Source organism: Streptomyces sp. NPDC001339 (assembly GCF_042895955.1).
In the GTDB taxonomy this organism is placed as follows: Bacteria; Actinomycetota; Actinomycetes; order Streptomycetales; family Streptomycetaceae; genus Streptomyces.
Window position 1 is genome coordinate 152415 of record NZ_JBIAWT010000008.1, and the last position, 19031, is coordinate 171445.

Annotated in this window: 18 protein-coding genes and 1 tRNA gene; 7 read left to right on the forward strand and 12 right to left on the reverse strand. The window is 68.6% G+C overall.

Annotated features, from left to right (window positions below):
* The first annotated feature begins 133 nt into the window (after nucleotides 1-133).
* Both ACFY12_RS24320 and ACFY12_RS24325 read left to right on the forward strand, forming a co-directional pair.
* On the forward strand, nucleotides 134-1396 hold the full coding sequence (locus ACFY12_RS24320; protein WP_390717996.1) for a helix-turn-helix domain-containing protein: 1263 nt from the start codon (nucleotides 134-136) through the stop codon (nucleotides 1394-1396).
* A complete protein-coding gene (locus ACFY12_RS24325; protein ID WP_390717997.1) occupies nucleotides 1393-1947 on the forward strand; it encodes a flavoprotein in 555 nt (184 codons plus the stop codon). Before ACFY12_RS24320 ends, ACFY12_RS24325 begins: the two co-directional genes overlap by 4 nt.
* 55 nt (nucleotides 1948-2002) lie before the next feature.
* On the opposite strand, the gene ACFY12_RS24330 is transcribed toward ACFY12_RS24325, so the two are convergent.
* From ACFY12_RS24330 to ACFY12_RS24365, 8 genes are all read right to left on the reverse strand, one after another.
* A complete protein-coding gene (locus ACFY12_RS24330; protein ID WP_390717998.1) occupies nucleotides 2003-2458 on the reverse strand; it encodes a hypothetical protein in 456 nt (151 codons plus the stop codon).
* 11 nt (nucleotides 2459-2469) lie between these two features.
* Nucleotides 2470-3813: a WXG100 family type VII secretion target gene (locus ACFY12_RS24335; RefSeq protein ID WP_390717999.1), complete on the reverse strand. Its 1344-nt coding sequence runs from the start codon at nucleotides 3811-3813 to the stop codon at nucleotides 2470-2472.
* Entirely contained in the window at nucleotides 3810-4142 is a 333-nt protein-coding gene (locus ACFY12_RS24340; RefSeq protein WP_390718000.1) for a WXG100 family type VII secretion target, read from the reverse strand. Before ACFY12_RS24340 ends, ACFY12_RS24335 begins: the two co-directional genes overlap by 4 nt.
* A 238-nt stretch (nucleotides 4143-4380) precedes the next feature.
* On the reverse strand, nucleotides 4381-6090 hold the full coding sequence (locus ACFY12_RS24345; RefSeq protein WP_390718001.1) for a relaxase/mobilization nuclease domain-containing protein: 1710 nt from the start codon (nucleotides 6088-6090) through the stop codon (nucleotides 4381-4383).
* Between the two features lie 4 nt (nucleotides 6091-6094).
* The gene (gene mobC / locus ACFY12_RS24350; protein WP_390718002.1) at nucleotides 6095-6481 is read right to left on the reverse strand and encodes a plasmid mobilization relaxosome protein MobC; all 387 of its coding nucleotides are present in this window, start codon (nucleotides 6479-6481) and stop codon (nucleotides 6095-6097) included.
* A 409-nt stretch (nucleotides 6482-6890) separates the two neighbouring features.
* Nucleotides 6891-7712, reverse strand: coding sequence for a DUF2637 domain-containing protein (locus ACFY12_RS24355; protein WP_390718003.1), 822 nt, complete (start codon nucleotides 7710-7712; stop codon nucleotides 6891-6893).
* A gap of 92 nt (nucleotides 7713-7804) precedes the next feature.
* On the reverse strand, nucleotides 7805-8512 hold the full coding sequence (locus ACFY12_RS24360) for an ATP-binding protein (protein ID WP_390718004.1): 708 nt from the start codon (nucleotides 8510-8512) through the stop codon (nucleotides 7805-7807).
* Nucleotides 8509-9426: a hypothetical protein gene (locus ACFY12_RS24365; RefSeq protein ID WP_390718005.1), complete on the reverse strand. Its 918-nt coding sequence runs from the start codon at nucleotides 9424-9426 to the stop codon at nucleotides 8509-8511. The genes ACFY12_RS24360 and ACFY12_RS24365 overlap by 4 nt, the downstream gene beginning before the upstream one ends.
* 344 nt (nucleotides 9427-9770) lie before the next feature.
* Between ACFY12_RS24365 and ACFY12_RS24370 the strand changes: the two genes are divergently transcribed.
* From ACFY12_RS24370 to ACFY12_RS24380, 3 genes are all read left to right on the forward strand, one after another.
* On the forward strand, nucleotides 9771-10313 hold the full coding sequence (locus ACFY12_RS24370; RefSeq protein WP_390718006.1) for a helix-turn-helix domain-containing protein: 543 nt from the start codon (nucleotides 9771-9773) through the stop codon (nucleotides 10311-10313).
* Nucleotides 10314-10431: 118 nt separating this feature from the next.
* Nucleotides 10432-10812, forward strand: a complete 381-nt coding sequence (locus ACFY12_RS24375; RefSeq protein WP_390718007.1) for a helix-turn-helix domain-containing protein — start codon at nucleotides 10432-10434, stop codon at nucleotides 10810-10812.
* Nucleotides 10813-10839: 27 nt separating this feature from the next.
* Complete coding sequence (locus ACFY12_RS24380; protein ID WP_390718008.1) at nucleotides 10840-12354, forward strand: LacI family DNA-binding transcriptional regulator; 1515 nt, start codon at nucleotides 10840-10842, stop codon at nucleotides 12352-12354.
* Nucleotides 12355-12477: 123 nt separating this feature from the next.
* Here ACFY12_RS24380 and ACFY12_RS24385 read toward each other — a convergent pair.
* Both ACFY12_RS24385 and ACFY12_RS24390 read right to left on the reverse strand, forming a co-directional pair.
* Nucleotides 12478-12551 (reverse strand) — tRNA-Pro (locus ACFY12_RS24385).
* A gap of 178 nt (nucleotides 12552-12729) precedes the next feature.
* A complete protein-coding gene (locus ACFY12_RS24390) occupies nucleotides 12730-13656 on the reverse strand; it encodes a metallophosphoesterase (protein ID WP_390718009.1) in 927 nt (308 codons plus the stop codon).
* A 190-nt stretch (nucleotides 13657-13846) separates the two neighbouring features.
* Here ACFY12_RS24390 and ACFY12_RS24395 point away from each other — a divergent pair, with 190 nt between their 5' ends.
* The gene (locus tag ACFY12_RS24395) at nucleotides 13847-14311 is read left to right on the forward strand and encodes a GatB/YqeY domain-containing protein (protein ID WP_390718010.1); all 465 of its coding nucleotides are present in this window, start codon (nucleotides 13847-13849) and stop codon (nucleotides 14309-14311) included.
* Nucleotides 14312-14553: 242 nt separating this feature from the next.
* Here ACFY12_RS24395 and ACFY12_RS24400 read toward each other — a convergent pair whose 3' ends face one another.
* A complete protein-coding gene (locus ACFY12_RS24400) occupies nucleotides 14554-16776 on the reverse strand; it encodes a transglycosylase domain-containing protein (RefSeq protein ID WP_390718011.1) in 2223 nt (740 codons plus the stop codon).
* 382 nt (nucleotides 16777-17158) lie between these two features.
* Between ACFY12_RS24400 and ACFY12_RS24405 the strand changes: the two genes are divergently transcribed.
* A complete protein-coding gene (locus ACFY12_RS24405; RefSeq protein WP_384427848.1) occupies nucleotides 17159-17500 on the forward strand; it encodes a WhiB family transcriptional regulator in 342 nt (113 codons plus the stop codon).
* A gap of 116 nt (nucleotides 17501-17616) precedes the next feature.
* Here ACFY12_RS24405 and ACFY12_RS24410 read toward each other — a convergent pair whose 3' ends face one another.
* Entirely contained in the window at nucleotides 17617-19029 is a 1413-nt protein-coding gene (locus tag ACFY12_RS24410) for an ArsA family ATPase (RefSeq protein ID WP_390718218.1), read from the reverse strand.
* Nucleotides 19030-19031: the final 2 nt, after the last annotated feature.

Below are 19031 nucleotides of genomic sequence, written 5' to 3' on the forward strand. Positions count from 1 at the left end.
CCGGCAGAGGGCGGACCACCCCAGGTGCTGGTGCTGCATTTCTTATGCAGGACCTGCATGAGTACCAAGTGCAGTGCTACTACGCTCTGTTGAGCAGGCAGGATCGTCGGCGGCGGAAGGGGCCGTGGCGCAGATGGCCGATGCATACGACGAGGCGAGACGGATCGGTGAAGTGATCCGGCGGGCGCGCATGCTCGCGAAACGCTCCCAGGCGGACGTCGCCACCGCACTGGGCTACCACCAGTCCAAGCTGAGCCGTCTGGAACAGGGCCGGGGGACTGAGGACTCCCGCGTGGTGCGGGCAGCCGCGCTGGAACTCGGCATCCCTTTGCCCGCCGTCGGCCTCGCCGCCATGCCGGAAACCAGCACCTGCGACCCTGAGACAGAGGACATGCACCGCCGTACCTTCCTCGCCGCCAGCATCGCCGCCCTCACAGCACCCACCACACCGGTCGCTGGCCACGGCGATCTCGTCCACTCGCTCCTCCCAGGCCCGATACCTGCCTCTGCCGAGGAACCCCAGGACACACCAGGGCTCAGCGACCGTGTCACTGCGGCCCGGCGGCTCTTCTGCACCTGCGACTATGCCGAGTTGGAACGCGTGCTGCCCGCTCTGATCGGCAACCTCCGGCACGCCGCGACGGGTTCCAGCCAGGCCGTCGGCCTCCTGGCCACCGCGTACCAGACCTCCGCCAGCCTGCTCCTCAAGCTCAGTGATCACGGCAATGCCTGGCTGGCGGTCGGCCGTGCCATGGCCGAGGCCGAGCGCTGTGGCGACCCGGTCGTCCTGGCCTCCAGCGTCCGCGTCCAGGCGCATTTACTAGCCCGCGAGAAACACACCACCCAGGCCGTAACCGTCGTCCGGCACACCGCCGACCAGCTCACCGGCGCCTACGACAAGCGCTCTCCGCGCTACCTCGCGGCCCTCGGCCTCCTGCTCCTGCGCGGCGTAACCGCCGCCAGCACCGGCGGCGACCGCTCGGCCACCAAGGACTTCATCGTCGAGGCGAAGGACGTTGCCCGCTACGTCGCGCTCGACCGCCCCGACGCCTGGGCCAACTTCAGCCCTACCAACGTCGCCCTCCACGCGGTCAGCGCCGCGGTTACCTTCGGCGACGCGGGGGTGGCCCTGGAGACCGCCCGCCCCCTCATGCGCCGGCACATCCCGGTCCCCGAGCGACGGGCCGCCCTATGGGTGGAGGCAGCACGCGCATACAGTCAGCAGGGGAGGCTCGCCGACGGCTACCAGGCTCTGCGGATCGCGGAGAGCTGCGCGGCCCAGGACATCCGTCGGCCTGCTGTAAGGGAACTGGTCGCCGACATGGCTGCCCGTGACCGCCGCCGCGCCCTGCCCGAACTGCACCACTTCAGCCGACAGCTGGGAGTCCCCGCGTGAGTGATCAGCCCGACCAGTCGAAGAAGCCGTTCCTGTACGTCGTTGTGTGCGCAGCCGGGAATGCGGGCGACGTCGGCAAGCTGATCACTGCTGCCCAGGAGGCGAACTGGGATGTCGGGGTCATCGCTACTCCGCAGGGTCTCGGCTTCATCGACGCGATGGCGGTCGAGGCGCAGACCGGCTACCCGATCCGTTCCGCCTGGCGCAGTCCCGGCGACCCTCGTCCCCTCCCGCCGGCGGACGCCATCGCGGTCGCCCCGGCCACCTTCAACACGATCAACAAATGGGCTGCCGGGATCTCCGACACCCTCGCGGTGGGCATCCTGTGCGAGGCGTACGGCTTCGGCATTCCCACCGCTGTCCTCCCGTATCTGAACTCTGCCCAGGCCGCCCACCCTGCGTACCGGCAGAGCCTGGACCGGCTGCGTGAGATGGGCGTCCTGATCGGCTCGTACGAGCCGCACCGACCGAAGGCCGGCGGAGGGGCGGATCGTTTCCGCTGGGAGGAAGCGCTGGAACTGCTTACCCCGGAGGCGTCGGGACGGATGTGAAGCGACTGCGGCCCGATGCGGGTGACGCATCGGGCCGCAGTCGCTTGAAACCACCTCAGATAAGGGGATTCACGCCGATTGCCACTTCTGCGTTGGCGAGCATTCGGGCGATCTGGATCGGGAGGTTTCCGAATTCCTCCATGACGACATCGAACGGGTCCACGTGGCTGGCTTCGCCATCGTGTGCCGTGCCTTCGATGACGTATCGGAAGCCGCGGGGCGAGGTCTCGTCGTTCAGGACCTTCCACGACGCGCCGTGCTCGCGAATTCCGACATCCGCCACATAGGCGGCCAGGTCATTGTGGAGGGTGACCCAGTCGTCCTGCTCGAAGTCGTCAAGCGGGAGCTGGGAAACGTAATCCTGCAGCGGGCCGATGAGGATCAGCGTGTCCTGCTCGTATTGCTCGGCGGGGACGTTGAGCATCTCGGCGATGCCCAGCACGTTCTCGTGCGCGTCCTGAGCCCACTGGTCGAGGTTGGCCCGTGCCTGGTCCGCCTCGGAAGTCTGCATTCCTTCTCTCCCTAGTGGTGTTCCACGAATATGATACCGGCTTCCTTAAGGTATTCGCGCAATTCCTGTGAAGGTCCTGCGTGAAGGAACACCCACCGGGGGTCGAATCCCGGGTCCATTCTTCGTAGCGCGATGTCTTTGTGGATCTGCTCTTTGATGTGCTTGCTGAGCGGCACCTCTACTTGCTGGGGTGCGTGCTGGCCGGGGGCTATTTCGACCATGCGGTACTGCTGGTATGTCTTCACCTCAAGTCCGAGTGTCCGGCCGTCGGGCAGTTGGACGGGTACGTCGACCTTCCGGCCGCCTCTGGCGGTGACGGGGTACTTGGGGTCCTGGTTCGTGGGTACGGGGTAGTGCTTCTCGGGCTGGCCGCCGTACATCTTGCGCACGTGGTCTTCTCCTGTGGACCAGCGCTTGCGCTTGTCGCGCATCTTCCGCACCTGCTCCAGTGAGGGACCGCCGTTCCCCTTCGCTAGTTGCCCTCGCCGAGGAGGGGGTGGGAGAGCGGGGACCTCGTCGCCGTTCCCGGTGCGGAACATGCGTGAAGCGGAGCCGCGTGGCAGGTGTCCACCGCCGGCCGTCGCGAGTCGTGGGCTGCCGAAGCCCAAGGATTCGAGGTGTATGTCGTCGAAATTCCTGAGCACGGTCTTGAGGCCGCCGGCTCTTGAAATGGCTCGTGCTGTGCGGGCCGCGCCTCCGATGGCGCCTCCCATGAGGACACCGGTGACGCCTGCGTCTTTGATCTCGGCGAGGTTGATGCCGCTCTGTTCGCCCAGCAGGTTCCTGCCGCCCTGGGCGACGACGACATCGACGGTGATCGCATCGAGGCCGCCGATGGCAGCGGTCGCCAGGACCGTTCCGGCGATCTCTGCAACGGTGGCCGACACGGCGACCCCGGCCGCACTGGCTGCCGCGGCGATGGTCTCGGCTGCGCCAACGGCGGCGACTTCGGTGATTCCGCCGGTGAATACGGCCAGCGCGGTACCCGCGACGAGGACTGCGCCGGCGATCTCCAGTTCATGCTTGATCTTGCTCTTGGCCTCGGCGATCTGGTCGGCGAACTTGTCCAGTGCTTTGGCCATGTCTCGGGCGGCAGAGGCTAGATCGTCCAGGTAGCCCTTGCCTCCGCCGTGGTACTTGCGCCAGAATGACGAGAACGCCTCAATCGACTGGCCTTTGTTGTTGTCGATGACGTCCTGCGCTGATTTATGCGCTGCCGCGGTGCAGTCCTCGATGTCGTCGACGTATGTGCGCCAGGCTCGGGCAGCTTCCCGGAGTTCGTCCTCGTCGCCCTCCGGAAACCACATGCCGGTGAGGTCCTGCACGACCTCCTTCACCTTGTCGGAAGCGCTCAATGTGCACCACCATGGCCGCCGTCCTTGAAGCCGGAGGCGCTGGACTGGTCGGACTCCTCATGGTTGTCGGCCATGTCCTTCATGGACTTGTGGATGCTCGCCAGCCCTTTGACCAGAGCGTGGGCGGCCCGTTCGATCTGGTCGCGATGAGGGGTATACGCGTCTCGGAACTTCTGTCCCTGTTCGTCATCTCCCCATGGCGAACCGAGCGCGGCCAGGGAGTGCTTGAGCTTTTCTGTGGCCTTCTCCAGCGCCACCGACTCCCGGTGGAATTTTGGCGCTTCGGTTTTCAACTGGTCTGTGTCTATGTCGAAGCCGGAAGCGGCCACGATCCCCCCTTGACGGTCTACCTCCACTCGCCTTCCAACCTACAGGGAGGGACTGACAGCGCTGTCGGAGGTGTTCAAGCCGGCATGCCTATGGGGACTTGATTCGGCCAGTTTTGGTGGGTGGGCATGCTCGAATCAGGCTGTGAACTGCTGAAAGGGCTCCAACCGATGGAGCCCTTTCAGCGTTGACGTCTACTGCTTCATGGCTGCTGACCTCCGGCCGCAGAATCCGACGTGTTCAGCGACGCGGACGATGACGCGTGGGCGTGGCTTCGTTGGCCGCAGCGTGAGGCTGTGGCGGGGTGGGACGTAGCTGCGTCGCACGGCTGCTGCGGGCGTTGGCGGCTTGTGCCAGTGGGCTGGGGGCGTGGCGTTCGCCGAGGCGGCGGACGCGCCAGGTCAGTGCGCGGGCGGGGTTGCGGGCGTCGTCCAGGGTGCGTTGGCCCACTGCTTGGTCGAGGACGGTGGAGGCGTTGTGCCCGGCGCTTTCTGCCTCGGCGAGGACGGTGGCGAGTGCGTCCCAGGCAGGGTCGTTCAGGATGCGCTCGGCGTGCTCGGGTGCCGCCTCTTGGAGGTGGTGGGCGTAGCGGCGCTTCATGTGGAGGCTGGGGGTGCGGTGCGTGAGGCCGGCCAGGACCGGTTCGGCTATATGGGCGTATGCGGTGTGTAGGTGGATGAGGGCTTGCTGGGCTGCGGCTTCCTGCTGGGCGTGCTGGCGGGTGCGGTGCCAGTGCATGGCGTAGGCGACCGCGGTGAGCATGGTGTCCAGGAGCATGGCGAACCCGGCGCCGTCCCCGTCCGGGGGCCGGTCGCGCCAGATCGTCTGGATGCTGCGGCGTAGGACGCAGGCGCTGTCGCGGTCACCGGTGATGCGGGAGCGGGTGGCGCGCTCGAAGACGGCGGCGGCCCGTTCGAGGTCGGCCTTCACCGTGGCAGGTGCGACGACTGGAAGTAGGTCCAGCGCCCCGCCGAGCACTTCCAGATGCCCTTGGGCCACTGCCTCGTCGCTGCCGATCAGGTGGCTGGGGATGCGTTCGGTGGCGGCGGTGGCCTGATGCCACGGGTTACCCGATGGGACGCTGACCGATTCGGGGCCGGTGGAGGCGATGCGTTCGCGGATCTTGGGCAGGGACAGGTCGGGGGCGAGGGTGGAGCCGGCGTAGAAGACCGGCTCGCCCTTGTCGTTGGTGTCGCCGGGCAGGGCGAAGTTGCAGCCAAGCGCGTCGCCGGAAGGGCCGAGCTTGAGGCGCACGGTCACGTCTGTGGCCTCCAGCAGGGCGAAGAACTCAGCCTCGTCGGCTGCGGCGGCGACGGCGCGGCGCACGCGCAGGCGCAGGACGTCGCGGGTGGCGGCGTCTTGGCCCAGGCGCTTGGCCTTGAAGTGCTCTTTGCTGGTGGGGCGTTTGGCGGCGGTGCCGTCGCCGGGCTTGAGCCGCCTGAGCCCGTAGTCGACTTCGATCTTGCGTGCCTCGCGCTGGACGGCGCGTTGGTCGTGGTCGCGGCGAGGGCGTTTGCCGTCCTGGCGGACGAGGGTGGCGGCGATGTGGATGTGGTCGTCGGCATGGCGGACGGCTACCCAGCGGCAGGCTTCCTCGTCGCCTTCGGGGGCGATGCCGGCGGCGGCCACGATCCGGCGGGCGATGTCGGCCCACTGGGCGTCGGTGAGGATCGGGTCTTCGGGTGCGGCGCGCACGGGGCAGTGCCACACGGTGTACTTGGGTGCCTTCTCGCCCAGCATCTTCACGGGCTGATTGAGCTGTGCGGCGAGCTGGTCCTCCACCTCCTTGGGATTGCGGTGGGGGCTGCGGCCGGGGTCGGGGGCGAAGCCGTTCCAGGAGGCCACCAGGTGCGGATCGGTGTGCTCGTTGGCCCGGCCCTTGCCGAAGAGGTAGCCGATCGTGCGGCGCGTGGCGTTCGGACCCGTACCGAGGATGATCTTCGGTATCACTGACTCACCGCCCTTCTGTGACCTGGGCGACGGCGGTGTCCAGCTCGGCGATGGACGCTTCGACGCGGTCCAGGAGCCGTTGGACGGTGTCGTGGTGGGGCCAGGCGCCGTCCTTGTTGAGGTGCCAGGTGAGCTGGTTGAGGTTGCTGCCGATCTTGCCGAGCTGTCCGTTGGCGGCCATCAGCGCTTTCACCATGGCGCGGTAGTCGGCCACGGCTGCGGTGGGGTCGTCAGCGCGGGCGGCAGCGAGGGGGCATTCGGCGACGTAGCCGCCCGCTGCCATCTTGCTCAGGGCAGCAGCGTTCTTTACGAGGGCGAACTCGTCGTCGTTGTAGCGGGGATGGAAGCGGTGCTCGCGAAGCTGCTTGTCACGCAGACGGCGATGCTGCACGGGCTTCTTCTGCGGTGCTTTCGACGACGGCTTGCTGGTCCCCGTCTCGGTCGGCTCCCCTGGGCCGGCCGACTCTGGCGCCCCCTCGGCGCCGGATGCCTCCGCCTCCCCAGGGGCGGAGGCCGGGTAAGGACTCCTTACCCGACAACTTGCTGCGTCTGGTGCGGGGGTGGAGTTCTGCGTCTGGTCGTGAGGGGTGAGGTCATCGGGGTTCGGGGTGTGCATGCGGGGTGGTTCTCCGGCGGGTGAGGGTTGGCGGGGGAGGAGTTGGTCTGCTGGTCCGCATCTACGCGGACGAGCGTGGGGACCACGGCCGAAGCGGCGTGTGGGAGACGGGGCGGTCGTGGTCCCGGGGCGTCGCGGTCTGCCGGTCCGCAGGGCGTAACGGGTGGGCTGACCGGATATCCGGTCAGGCGGTGTGGCCCTGGTCCTGGTGCTGTTTCGACTCGGTCCGCAGGAGGCTCATGAGTTCGGTGAGCCGGTCTTCGGCGAGGGTGAGTTCGGCTTCGCGGACCGCGTCGCGCACGATGGCGCGGGTGGACTTTCCGTGCGTGTCGATCGCCTTGCGTGCGATGCCGAGCAGGACATCCATTTCGGCGCCTGGGGGTCGTCCGTAGCGGCGGTTGGTCGTGGTCTCGGGGGCCGAGGCTTGTCGGGGACCGTCGGCCTCATCTTGCCGATCCGGGTGGGGGCGACCGGCTTCCGTGCAGTCGCGTGGATGCGGAGCCGGTTCCGTGCGGTCGCCGGCTGAGGACTCCGGGGGCGGGGTGTGGCGGGCGATCAGGATGTAGAGGTGGACGGCACCGGCGAGGGCCAGTGGCGCGAGGGTCGAGAGCACTCCGACGGTGAGGTCTCCGAGGCGCAGACCCGCTTGCGGGGCTTGCTGATTGAGACGTACGGCGTGCAGGGCGTTGGCCCAGATACTGGCTGTCGTGGCAGTGCCGAACAGGGCCCATACGTACAGCCGCGAGCGGAAGGGCGCGGTGCGCAGGATGATCAGGGCGCGGACACCGTAGGCGATGAACCCGTCGACGACGAGGGGGAAGAGGTAGGTCAGCAGGCCGCGGATGTGGATGGCGATGGCCATCTGCTGCAGCGCGTCGTACGAGAGGGCGCATCCGGAGGCGCCGAGGGCGGTGATCGCGGCGCGGTCCCAGGCGGTGGCGCGGCGTTCACCAGTGGTGCGGGTTATGGGATTTGTGGCAGGGGCGGCCAGGGCGAGGTGTGTCATGCAGGGTCTCCGTAGAGTCCGCCGCGCCGATGGGGTGACCCGGTGCGGGCGGCGGGAATGTGGGGTGAGGACACGCAGGGCGCAAGGGCCTGTTAATGGCCGGTGGGCTGCCTTCTGCGGTCGGCGCCGTCGAGGATGACGCGGGTGGTCATCTCGGCGAGGCGGGAGGCGACGCGGTCACCTACGGCGCCGCGCAGCTCTGCGATCGGCAGGTTGGTGGTGACCAGGGTCGGAAGCATCTCGTTGTAGCGGCGGTTGATCAGCCGGTACGTCAGCTCCTCGGTCCACTCCGAGGTCTTGGCCGCGCCAAGGTCGTCGAGTATCAGCAGCGGGCACCGGCCGAGCGACCACAGGGCGCGCTCGGGGTCGTGGCCTTGGCGGGGGCGCAGGCTGGCGTACAGGTCGGCTGCGATGGCGGCTTCCCAGCGCAGCCGGACGCCCGTGGCCAGCAGTGAGCGCACCGCGCCGTACGCCTGGTGGGTTTTGCCGGTGCCGGTGGGTCCGGCGATCAGCAGCGACGGACCGTGCGCGATACCCGGAGCTCCACCGGGCCCCGGCCGACCAGCGCGGGTGATCTCCTCGACCCAGGTGGCGACCTGCGGGTGGTCGGCGAGGGCGTTGCGGTACCGGACCGGGATGCGGGCGTCGGCCAGCTCCAGCGCGGCGGTCACAGGCTCGGCAGGCGGCTCCGCAGGAGCCACGGTGGGGTCGATGCCTCGGTCGGTGAGGATCGCGTTGAGCCGGTTGGCCAGGGCGCCGACGCGCTGCGGATCACGGGTGGCTGTGGCGGTTGTGGTCACAGCTCACCCCCGTAAGCGGCCTCGACGTCGGTGGGGTTGGTCCAGGGCCGGTGCGCCGCACGGGAGGTGGGCTGCGTGGCGTTCATGGCCTCGTTGACGAGGCTGGGCAGCACGCTGGGGCTCAGGCCCTTGGTGCGCAGACGCTCCAGCCCGGCGCGGATGTGGTCGGGGGTGATGCCCTCGCCGAGGAGTTGGTTGACCTCGCGTCCGAGATGGCCGAGGAGCCTCTCGGGCGGTCGGTGGGCGCACGCGGCGACGAATTCGCCGATCAGTTGCTGGGCCGAGACGGTATCCGGCGCGGGGCCGCTTGCGGCTCCCACAGGTACTGATCCTAGATCCATGATCCTAGGTCCTAGATCCGGATCGTGAGGGCTCACGGAGGGTTCGGTGAGTCCTCCCTGCGCCCTCGTGGAGGGCTCGCTGAATCCGTGTTGACCTGCGGATTCGTCGCGTGTCACGGAGGGCTCGCGCATTTCGCGTGAGCCTTCGGTGAGTCCTCCGTGAGGGGACACGGAGAAAGGGATGAGGGCTCCCTGCGATGCCGGTGACGGCTCACTGCGCGGTGCTCCGTCATGATGCGGGCAGGCCGGATGACGGACCCCGCTGGGCCGGTTGATCTTCTGGTGGTGGTGCCAGGTGACGACGTGGAGGTACCGCTTGCCGTCCTCGCCCTCGTACCGGCAGATCAGGTCGGCGCCGTCGAGCTGGGCCAGGTCGTCCTCGACACCTATGGGCCCGTGCTCGGGGCGAAGGGGCCAGAGCAGTCCGGCGATGACGGCGGCCTGGTCGCGGAAGCGGCCGTGGTCGTCGGCTTGGGTGAGCAGGCCGAAGAAGGTCCGCTCTGCGGAGAGGGACACTGATGCCAGGGACTCGGAAGCGAAGGCTTCCGGCTTGATGGTGCGTATGCGCGCCATGGCTATCGCCCCGCCTTCGCGGACGGGCGACGCAACGGGGGTGCGGGGGCAGTACTCGGGCACGTACTGTGGGGCATAGAGCTCCTCACACGGCAGGCCATCGAGGCGGCAACCTCGGCCTGGCCGGTAGATCGTTCAGGGATGGGCGGTTGATGGGGGTTTTGCTTCGGCCCCGGCGTTCGCGCGCCGGGGCTTCTTGCATTTCGGGGTCGTGGGCGGTTGGGAGATCAATCGTACCACGTGTTCTGCCGATTGCAGGAGCGCCCTACGTTTCGCAGGAGAGTGTGCTACAGTTCCTACTGCAAACCGCAGTGGACTGCTACCTAAGGAAGGGGCTGTCGCCCGTGGAGGACGACACGGAGTCCGGCGATCAGCCGGTGTTCCGGGGCGAGGAGAACGCCGCCGTGCGCATCAAGCTGGAGCGCGAGGCCCGCGGCTGGGGCACGAACGCCCTGTCGGACCGGCTCAACGAGGCCGGCTTCGAGATGAACCCATCCGCCGTGTGGCGCATCGAGAACCGCAAGCGGCGGGTCAACCTCGATGAGGCGATCGGCTTTGCCGAGGTCTTCGGCATCTCCCTCGAAAGCCTCATCGGCCCTCCGAAGATGGCCCAGCACGCCCGCGCCATGGAGCTCGTGGAACAGATCCGACGGGCCTTCCGCGAGACCCAGCGGGCCAACCTGGCCTTCAGCGAAGCCAGAGATGCCCTTGACCGCTACCTCGACGAGCACCCCGACATCTACGAGGAGGTCGACAACGCCGTGAAGCAGGCCATCGCCGAGGAGATCGCCGACAACCCGGACTCCCCATGGCATTTCATGAAGCACGGCGTACGACCACGGCCAGGCACGACGAAGGACGCCCCCGACGCAGGGTCCGAAGGCTGAAGCCTCTTCGTCCGGGCATGGCGGTCACCGCCTGCCCGGACCTCTCCCACCAACGCCCATCCCACGATCACCGGCCAGGCCGGGGTTGCCGCCCCGGCCCGCCAAATGAGGACCACCCTTGCACCGACCTGCAATACCCCCTGCCTCCGCACCGGCTTCGCGTTCCGATGTCGGCCTGCCACGTCTCTACCTCCCCGAGGAAGTCGCCGAAGTCCTCGGCTGCTCCGCCTGGTGGGTCAAAGACCGTGCCCGCCGACGGCTGATTCCCTTCACCCGGGTCGGCCGCGCCTACCGATTCACCGGCGACCACCTCGCGGAGATCATCCGCATGTACGAGGCCCGCCCGGCCACCTCTCAGCAGCGCGCTGTGGCTGCTGCCACCCCCAAGGCGCCAGCTCCGCAGGCTCCCTCACCGTCCGCTGTGCCCGTGCCCATGGCTCGTCTGCGCGCCCGGCCTCCACGCCGCGCTCGCCAAAGCCAGTTCGGGACCGCCGCATAGCGCGACGACGCAGAAGGGGAGGAATGCGTGGGTTTCGCGGAGAAGCGCGGAAGCTACTGGCGCGGCCGGTACAAGATCGCACCTGGCCAACACCACACGGTCGTCGACGAGAACGGCAAGGCGCTCAAGTTCGCCACCAAGGGCGAGGCCCAACGTGCCGCGAGCGAGGCCGAGAACAAGTACCGGCGCGGCGACTGGCGCGACCCGGCACTGGGCCAGGAGTCCTTCGGTGAATACGCGAGCCGCTGGTACGAGGCCCAGGACCTGGCCGCCTCGACGATGCAGAACTACAAGCGCCACATCGAGGAGCATCTGCTCCCCGAGTTCGAGGACAAGGCGCTCGCCGGCATCCTGCGCACGGACGTCGACCTGTGGGAGAAGAAGGAGAAGGCCGCCTACGCGGCCTCCAGCGTCAAAACCTGGCGCTCGACGCTCCACCTGATCTTCGAGGACGCGATCGACGAGGGCCTGATCACGTCCAATCCGGCTGCCAGGCGACGCGGGCGAGGCAAGCGCGCTGGCCGCTCTCGGGGCCGTGGCCCGGAGAAGGTCATCACCGATGCGCTCGGCATCCTGCTGACCGCAGAGCGGGCTTCCCTGCTCTCTGGCCGCGACGACGAGTTCGTTGGCGTGGTCCTCAAGGGGTACACCGGCAAGCGCTGGGGCGAAATCGTCGGCCTGGAAACCGAGTTCGTCCGCCCCGGGGCGTTCCGCGTCGAGTGGCAGCTGTACGAACTCGACACCGGCGAGCTGCTGCGCTGCCCGCCCAAGGACGACAGCTACCGCACCATCGGCTCGATGGACTGGCTGTCCGCTTTGGTCGCCAACCACATCGCGCGTACGAAGCCGAAGCCGTGCCCGTGCCATGGCCGGACGTACGTCTTCCGAGGGCAGGGTGCGGCACGCACCGGTGGCCACCAGGGCGCGAAGCTCGTCGACGTCGCCCGCCGCGCCGGAGTCTCGACGGGCACGGTGTCCAACGTCCTCAACCGCCCCGACCGCGTCGCCGAAGCAACGCGGGCAAAGGTGGAGCAGGCCATCGCGGACCTCGGGTTCGTACGGGGCGGCGTCGTGTCGGAGCACGCAGCCCACTGGCGCCGAAACGGTTTTGCCACCTGGCTGTTCACCCCGGCGGCCTCCGGCTGGTATCCGAAGAAGGCGCCGCAGGAGGCACGCCCTGTGCCGGTCCTCGGCGAGCCCTGGCCCGGTGTTCCCGCGCGAGGGCGTAACGCCAGCGAGCGCGCCGAAGCCTGCTGGCTCCCGATCGCCAAGGGGCTCACTCCCCACGGCCTGCGCCACACCCACCGGACCATGATGGAGGACCTCGGCACAGAGAAGGTCCTCATGGACGAGCGCATGGGCCACCTCGACGGCTCCGTCTCGGCGCGTTACGCCCACGTCACCGCTGGCATGCGCAAGCGCCTCATGATCGGCCTGACCGGGCAGTGGGAGGCGGCGCTCGACGCCCGCCTGGCGATGTGTCCCACATCACCCGTGCGCGTTCTCAACGAGCTTCTGCAGGCACGGCTGATGCTGCGTTAGTAGGGGCGACCCGGGAGCTGGATTTCGAAGTTGGCTCCCAAACGGCTCCCAAAAGGGCCCTGGAAACGAATCAGGAGCCTGATCCACTTAGTGGATCAGGCTCCTGACCTGGTGTTCCTTCAGTCGGGGTGGCGGGATTTGAACCCACGACCTCTTCGTCCCGAACGAAGCGCGCTGCCAAGCTGCGCCACACCCCGAAGCAACGAGCTCTACTTTAGCGGACCGATCCCCGTACGCGAAATCCGGTTCCTGTGGCACCGCAGAGCGGGCCTGACCTGGGGTGTCGCGATGTCGATCAAGATGCCGATCATGGGGAGGGGTGGGGGGAAGGCGAGGGGTGGAGCGGTGGCCGGTGCCGGTGGTGGGTGATCGGAGTCAGTCCCGGGCTGTGAGGGTGAGCAGGGTCGCCTCGGGTGGGCAGGCGAAGCGGACCGGGGTGTAGCGGTTGGTGCCGCAGCCGGCGGAGACGTGGAGGAAAGAGGTGCGGCCGGCGGCCGTGTGGGTGGAGAGGCCCTTGACGCGGTCGGTGTCGATGTCGCAGTTGGTGACGAGGGCGCCGTAGAAGGGGATGCAGAGCTGGCCGCCATGGGTGTGGCCGGCCAGGATCAGCGGGTAGCCGTCGGCGGTGAAGGCGTCCAGGGAGCGCAGGTAGGGGGCGTGGACGACGGCCAGTGAGAGGTCGGCGCCGGACTCCGGGCCGCCGGCCACCTCGGCGTAGCGGTCGCGCTTGATGTGCGGGTCGTCCAGGCCGGTCAGTGCGATCTCGACGCCCTCCAGCTTGAGACGGCCACGGGTGTTGGACAGGCCTACCCAGCCGGCCGCGTCGAAGGCGTCGCGCAGTTCTTCCCAGGGGTTGTGGATGGCGCCCACGACGGGGGCGTTGCCGTTCAGGCCGTGCCGCCCCTGGATCCGCTCGACCAGATAGCGGGCAGGGTTGCGCATCCGGGGGCCGTAGTAGTCGTTCGAGCCGAAGACGTACGCGCCGGGGAACTCCATCAGCGGGCCCAGCGCGTCCAGCGCCTCCGGGACGCCCTCGGGGTCGGAGAGGTTGTCGCCCGTGTTGATGACGAAGTCGGGGCGCAGTCCGGCGAGCGACTGCAGCCAGCGCTGCTTCTTGTACTGCCCGCGGACCATGTGGATGTCGGAGACCTGGAGGACCCGCAACGGACGCATACCGCGGGGCAGTACGGGCACGGTCACGCGCCGCAGCCGGAAGGAGCGGACTTCGAAGCCGGCGGCATAGGCGAGGCCGGCCGCGCCGACTGCGGTCAGGGTCAGGGGTACTCCGTATCGCGCGCGCATGACTCCATCGTTGCAGAGTGCGGGGAGTGGGCGCAGTCGTGGATGGTGTGGGAGGACAGGGGAGGGGCGGGGCGAGGGAGTGGGGGGGGGTGGTGGTGGGGGTGGCCGAGGGGGCGGGGCGGCGGGCCGGGGCGACGGGCCGGGGGAAAAGGCGCGGCGGTTGTCGGTGGGGGGAGGCATACTCGACGGCATGACCACGCTCAAGTCCACGTTGCACGACGACCTCACCACCGCGATCAAGGCGCGCGACGAACTGCGCTCCGCCACCCTCCGGCTCACGCTGGCCGCGATCAAGACGGAGGAGGTCGCGGGCAAGGAGGCGCGTGAGCTGTCCGACGGCGAGGTCGAGAAGATCATCGCGCGGGAGGCGAAGAAGCGCCGGGAGGCCGCGGACGCCTTCGAGCAGGCCGGCCGGAACGCTCAGGCCGCGCGGGAGCGTGCCGAGGGCGAGGTGCTCGCGGAGTATCTGCCCCAGCCGCTGACCGACGAGGAGCTGGAGACGCTGGTCGCGGCGGCTGTGGCGGAGGCCAGGAGCGTCGGGGACGAGGGGCCGAAGGCGATGGGTGCCGTCATGAAGATCGTCAACCCTCGGGTGGCGGGGCGCGCCGAGGGCGGCCGCGTGGCGGCGATGGTGAAGAAGCTGCTGGCTGGGTGAGGGTGAAGAGGCTGCCGGCCGGGTGAATGGCTGAGCCCGGCGGAGGCACGGAGTCGGCGGAGTCGCCGAGTTGGTGGAGTCGTTGAGCTGGCGGAGTCGGCGAGTTGGCGGAGTCGTTGAGCTGACGAGCCTGCTGAGCTGGCGAAGTTGTTCAGCCGACGGGGCCGCTGAGCTGACGGGGCTGCTGAGCTGTTGGAGTCGACGGGCCGGCGGCCGGTAGGTTCCGGCCGCCGGCTCAGCTGCTACCAGCCGCCGTTGCCGCCGCCCAGGAAGTCGGGCCAGCCCGGGATGTCCCAGCCGCCGCCCGGCTTGTCGTCGCCGTCGTGGCCGCGGCCGGGTCGGTGCTTGCCGGGGTTCTTGTCGCCGTCGTCGCCCTGATGCCTGCCGCTGTCCGGGCCCTTGTCCTTCTCGGGGGCGCCGATCGGGACGGTGGGCAGAGCGGGCGCGGGCCGGTTGGCCAGGGCGCCGGACATCGCGTCGCGCCAGATGGGGCCGGGGGTGTCGGCACCGTAGACCTTGTCGTGCGGGATGCCGCCGATGGTGATGTCGTACATCTTGCGCTCGTGCTTGGGGTCGCCGACCCAGACCGCGCCCGCCGCGTTCGGGGTGTAGCCGACGAACCAGGCGGCGTAGCGGCCGTCGGTGGTTCCGGTTTTGCCGGCGCTGTCGCGGCCCTGGAGTCCGGCCTGTTTGCCGGTGCCGTCCTCGACCACACCCTTGAGGAGGGTGTTGATCGTGTCCGCGGTCCGCTTCGACATCGCGCGGTGGCAGCTGGTCCGCGGGACCTTCATCGCCTGGCCCCGCGCGTCGGTGATCGACTCGATGGCGACGGGGGAGCAGTACTCGCCGCCGTTGGCGAAGGTGGCGTAACCGGAGGCCATGGTGAGCGGCGACATGCCCAGACTGCCGAGCACCATCGACGGCACCTGCTCCAGGGGCTTGCCGTCCGCCTGCTCGAGGCCCATCTTCTGGGCCGTCTTCACCGCGGGGCAGATGCCCATCTCGCTGATCAGCTGGACGAAGTAGGTGTTGACCGACTTTTCGGTCGCCTCCTTCAGGGAGTACGGGCCGACCTCGGTCGTGTTCTCGTTCTGGGCGGTCGACCCTTTGTCGTTCGTCCAGTTGCCTCCGCACCGCGGCACCGGGCTGGGATACGGCATCCGGTACGGCGACGCGTACTGCTGCTCAGGGCTGATGCCCTGCTCCAGCGCGGCCGCCGCGATCACCGGCTTGAAGGTCGAGCCGGCCTGATAGCCGGCGCCGCCGCCCATGTCGTGGTTCACCGAGAGGTTGAGCACGGTCTGGTTTCCGCGGAAGCCGTACGGGCGGGACTGGCCCATGCCGAGAATGCGGCCGGTGCCCGGTTCGACGAGGGTGGCGGCGGTGGCGACCGGGTCGTCCTCGTAGACGTGTGCGCTGATGGACGCCTGTATCGCCTTTTGGGCCTGCGGGTCGAGCGTGGTGCGGATCGTCATGCCGCCCTCGTTCCAGCGCTTCAGGCGGTCCTCGCGGGTCTTGCCGAACGCCCGCTCGCTGAGGAAGACCTTGCGGATGTAGTCGCAGAAGAAGCCGGCGCCGTCGGCGGCGGTGATACAGCCGTTCTTGGAGCGGCTGACCTTCAGTCTGATCGGCTTCTTGGCGGCCGCGTCCGCCTGCGTCTGGGAGATGGCCTTCAGGTCGGCCATCCGCTGTAGCACGGTGTTGCGCCGCCGGGTCGCCTCCTGCGGGGCGTTGACCGGGTCGTAGCGGCTGGGCGACTGGACGATGCCGGCCAGCAGCGCCGACTCCTCCAGGTTCAGGTCCTTGGCGTGTTTGCTGAAGTACCGCTGAGCCGCCGCTTCGACGCCGTACGCCTGCTGGCCGAAGAACGTGATGTTGAGGTAGTTCTGCAGGATCTTGCGCTTGCCGAGCTCTTTCTCGATCTGGATCGCGTACTTGAGCTCCTTGACCTTGCGGCCGATCGTCTGCTGAGTGGCCTGCGCGACCTTGGTCGGGTCGTCGCCGGCGTCCTCGACGAAGACGTTCTTCACATACTGCTGGGTCAGCGTCGAGGCGCCCTGGGAGACGCCGCCCGACTGCGCGTTCTTGTTGAGCGCGCGCAGGACGCCCTTCAGGTCGACGGCGCCGTGCTCGTAGAAGCGCGCGTCCTCGATCGCCACGATGGCCTTCTGGATGTACGGCGACATGTCGTCGAGGTCCACCACCGTGCGGTCGCGGGAGTAGACCTTGGCGAGCTCACCGCCTTTGGCGTCCAGAATGGTGGTCCGCTGGCTGAGCGGCGGCCGCTTGAAGTTCGCCGGGATCTCGTCGAACCCCTCGACCGACCCCTTCGCCGCCAGCCCCAGCGCCCCGGCCGCCGGGAGCGCGATACCGGCGAGCACCGCTCCGGCCAGGACGCTGACACCGAGGAACTTGGCGGCCTGCTGCGTCTTGGACAGACCCCCGCCATCGCGCTTCTTGGGCATGGGAGCAGCCTACGTTCTCAATCGCCGGACAGGGGCGCACCTGTTCGTTTAGCCTGTTCTCAGCCATCACAGCGGAATGGTTACGCCTCAGTTCGTCAACCCCGACTCCCCCCGGGCCGCGCCCCCAGGCGCATATGCGTGCTGCCGGAAACCCCGTGTCAGGGCCGTGAGCTGTCCTGTCTTGTGAGGAAAGTGACGTATGCCCTGCGGTCACTCCGTTGGGTGATCTGCCGCGTACGCATAGTCCGTTCGGGCCATTCAAGATTGGGCCCGAAGGGGGTGTTGCACCCTGCTTGCCTTCCGTAACGTCCTCAACTGGCAACGGTGAATATGCCGTTTGCCGCCGTGGGGGAGCCCCGATTCGGGAGAGGACGGCGCCAGCATGGGCTGGGTAACCGACTGGAGTACGCAGGCAGCTTGCCGCACTACCGATCCGGACGAACTGTTCGTTCAAGGGGCGGCGCAGAACCGCGCCAAGGCAGTGTGTACCGGATGCCCGGTACGCACGGAATGTCTCGCCGATGCCCTGGACAACCGGGTGGAGTTCGGCGTGTGGGGCGGGATGACCGAGCGCGAGCGGAGGGCGCTGTTGCGCCGCCGCCCGACCGTGACGTCATGGCGTCGCCTGCTGGAGACGGCACGTACGGAGTACGAGCGCAGCACGGGCATTCTGCCGGTGGACTGCGAGGACGAGACCTTCGACGAGTACGCGGCGGTTGGGTGACCGTTGGGTGAACGACCGGCTGTGGGCCGGCCGGTGAGCGATCGGCTGGATCGGATCTGGCCGGGGTCGACCGGACCTGACCGGACTCGATCAGACGACGTGGCCAGGTGAGGTGCCTAGCTGTCGGCCGTGGTCCGTGGCGCCGATCTCGTCTGCGATGCCGACGGTGTCTGCGGGGTCTGGGTTGTGGGTGTCGAGTCGTCGGGATCCGCACCGTTCAGCGCCAAGCGGTCGCCGATGGCGCGCAGGCCCGCCAGGTCGTGGACGTCGCCGGGCAACGCCGCAACCTCCGTCACCGGGACCTCGGGATGCAGCGCCGTGAAGCGGTCTCGTGTGCGTCGTTCGCGTGCGAGGACCTGCATGCGTTCCGCGTGTAGTCGTAGCAGCCCGGCAGCCAGTTGAGTTGCCGAGGCCGAAGTGGGTGTCACGTGATCCGCCGCGGCAGCGGGGGAGAGGCCGCCAGCGGTACCGGATCCAATCTTCCCGTCATCTAGATCGACAATGCCGGTTGTTTCAAGATTATTTTCGGCATGCGCATCCGGGGCCGCGGTCGGGCCGTCGGCCAGGCCGTCCTCCATCAAGGTCTCCGCGGCGGCCAGCGCGCGCTCGGCGCTCAACTGGGCGGCGCCGCTGCCGTGCACGCGGTTCAGAACGAGACCGGCCAGCGGCATCTCCTCGGCGGCTAGCCGCTCGACGAAGTACGCCGCCTCGCGGAGGGCATCCCGCTCAGGGGCCGCCACGACCAGGAACGCCGTGCCGGGCGCCTGGAGCAGGCGGTAGGTGGCGTCCGCGCGGGTGCGGAAACCGCCGAACATGGTGTCCATGGCGGCCACGAACGTCTGGACGTCGCGCAGGAGTTGGCCGCCCATCAGTTTGCTGAGCGTCCCGGTCATCATCGACATGCCGACGTTCAGGAACTTCATCCCGGCCCGGCCGCCGACCTTTGCCGGCGCCATCAGCACCCGGATGAACTTGCCGTCCAGGAAGGACCCGAGGCGCTTGGGCGCGTCCAGGAAATCCAGTGCGGAACGGCTCGGCGGGGTGTCGACGATGATCAGGTCCCACTCGTCGTCCGCGCGGAGCTGGCCGAGCTTCTCCATGGCCATGTACTCCTGCGTGCCCGCGAAACCGGCTGACAGCGACTGGTAGAAGGGGTTCTCCAGGATCGCGCGGGCCCGGTCGGCATCCGCGTGGCCCTCGACGATCTCGTCGAAGGTGCGCTTCATGTCCAGCATCATCGCGTGCAGTTCGCCGCCCGCGGCCTCGTCGACGCCCTTCACCCGGCGTGGGATGTTGTCGAGCTCGGAGATGCCCATCGACTGGGCCAGCCGCCGGGCCGGGTCGATGGTCAGCACCACGACCCGGCGGCCGCGCTCGGCGGCGCGTACGCCCAGCGCCGCGGCGGTGGTGGTCTTGCCGACGCCGCCCGAGCCGCAGCACACCACGATGCGGGTACGTGGGTCGTCGATCAGCGTATCGACCTCCAGCCTGGGGGCCGAGGCGTTCAACGTGGTGTTGTCCGAGGTCATCG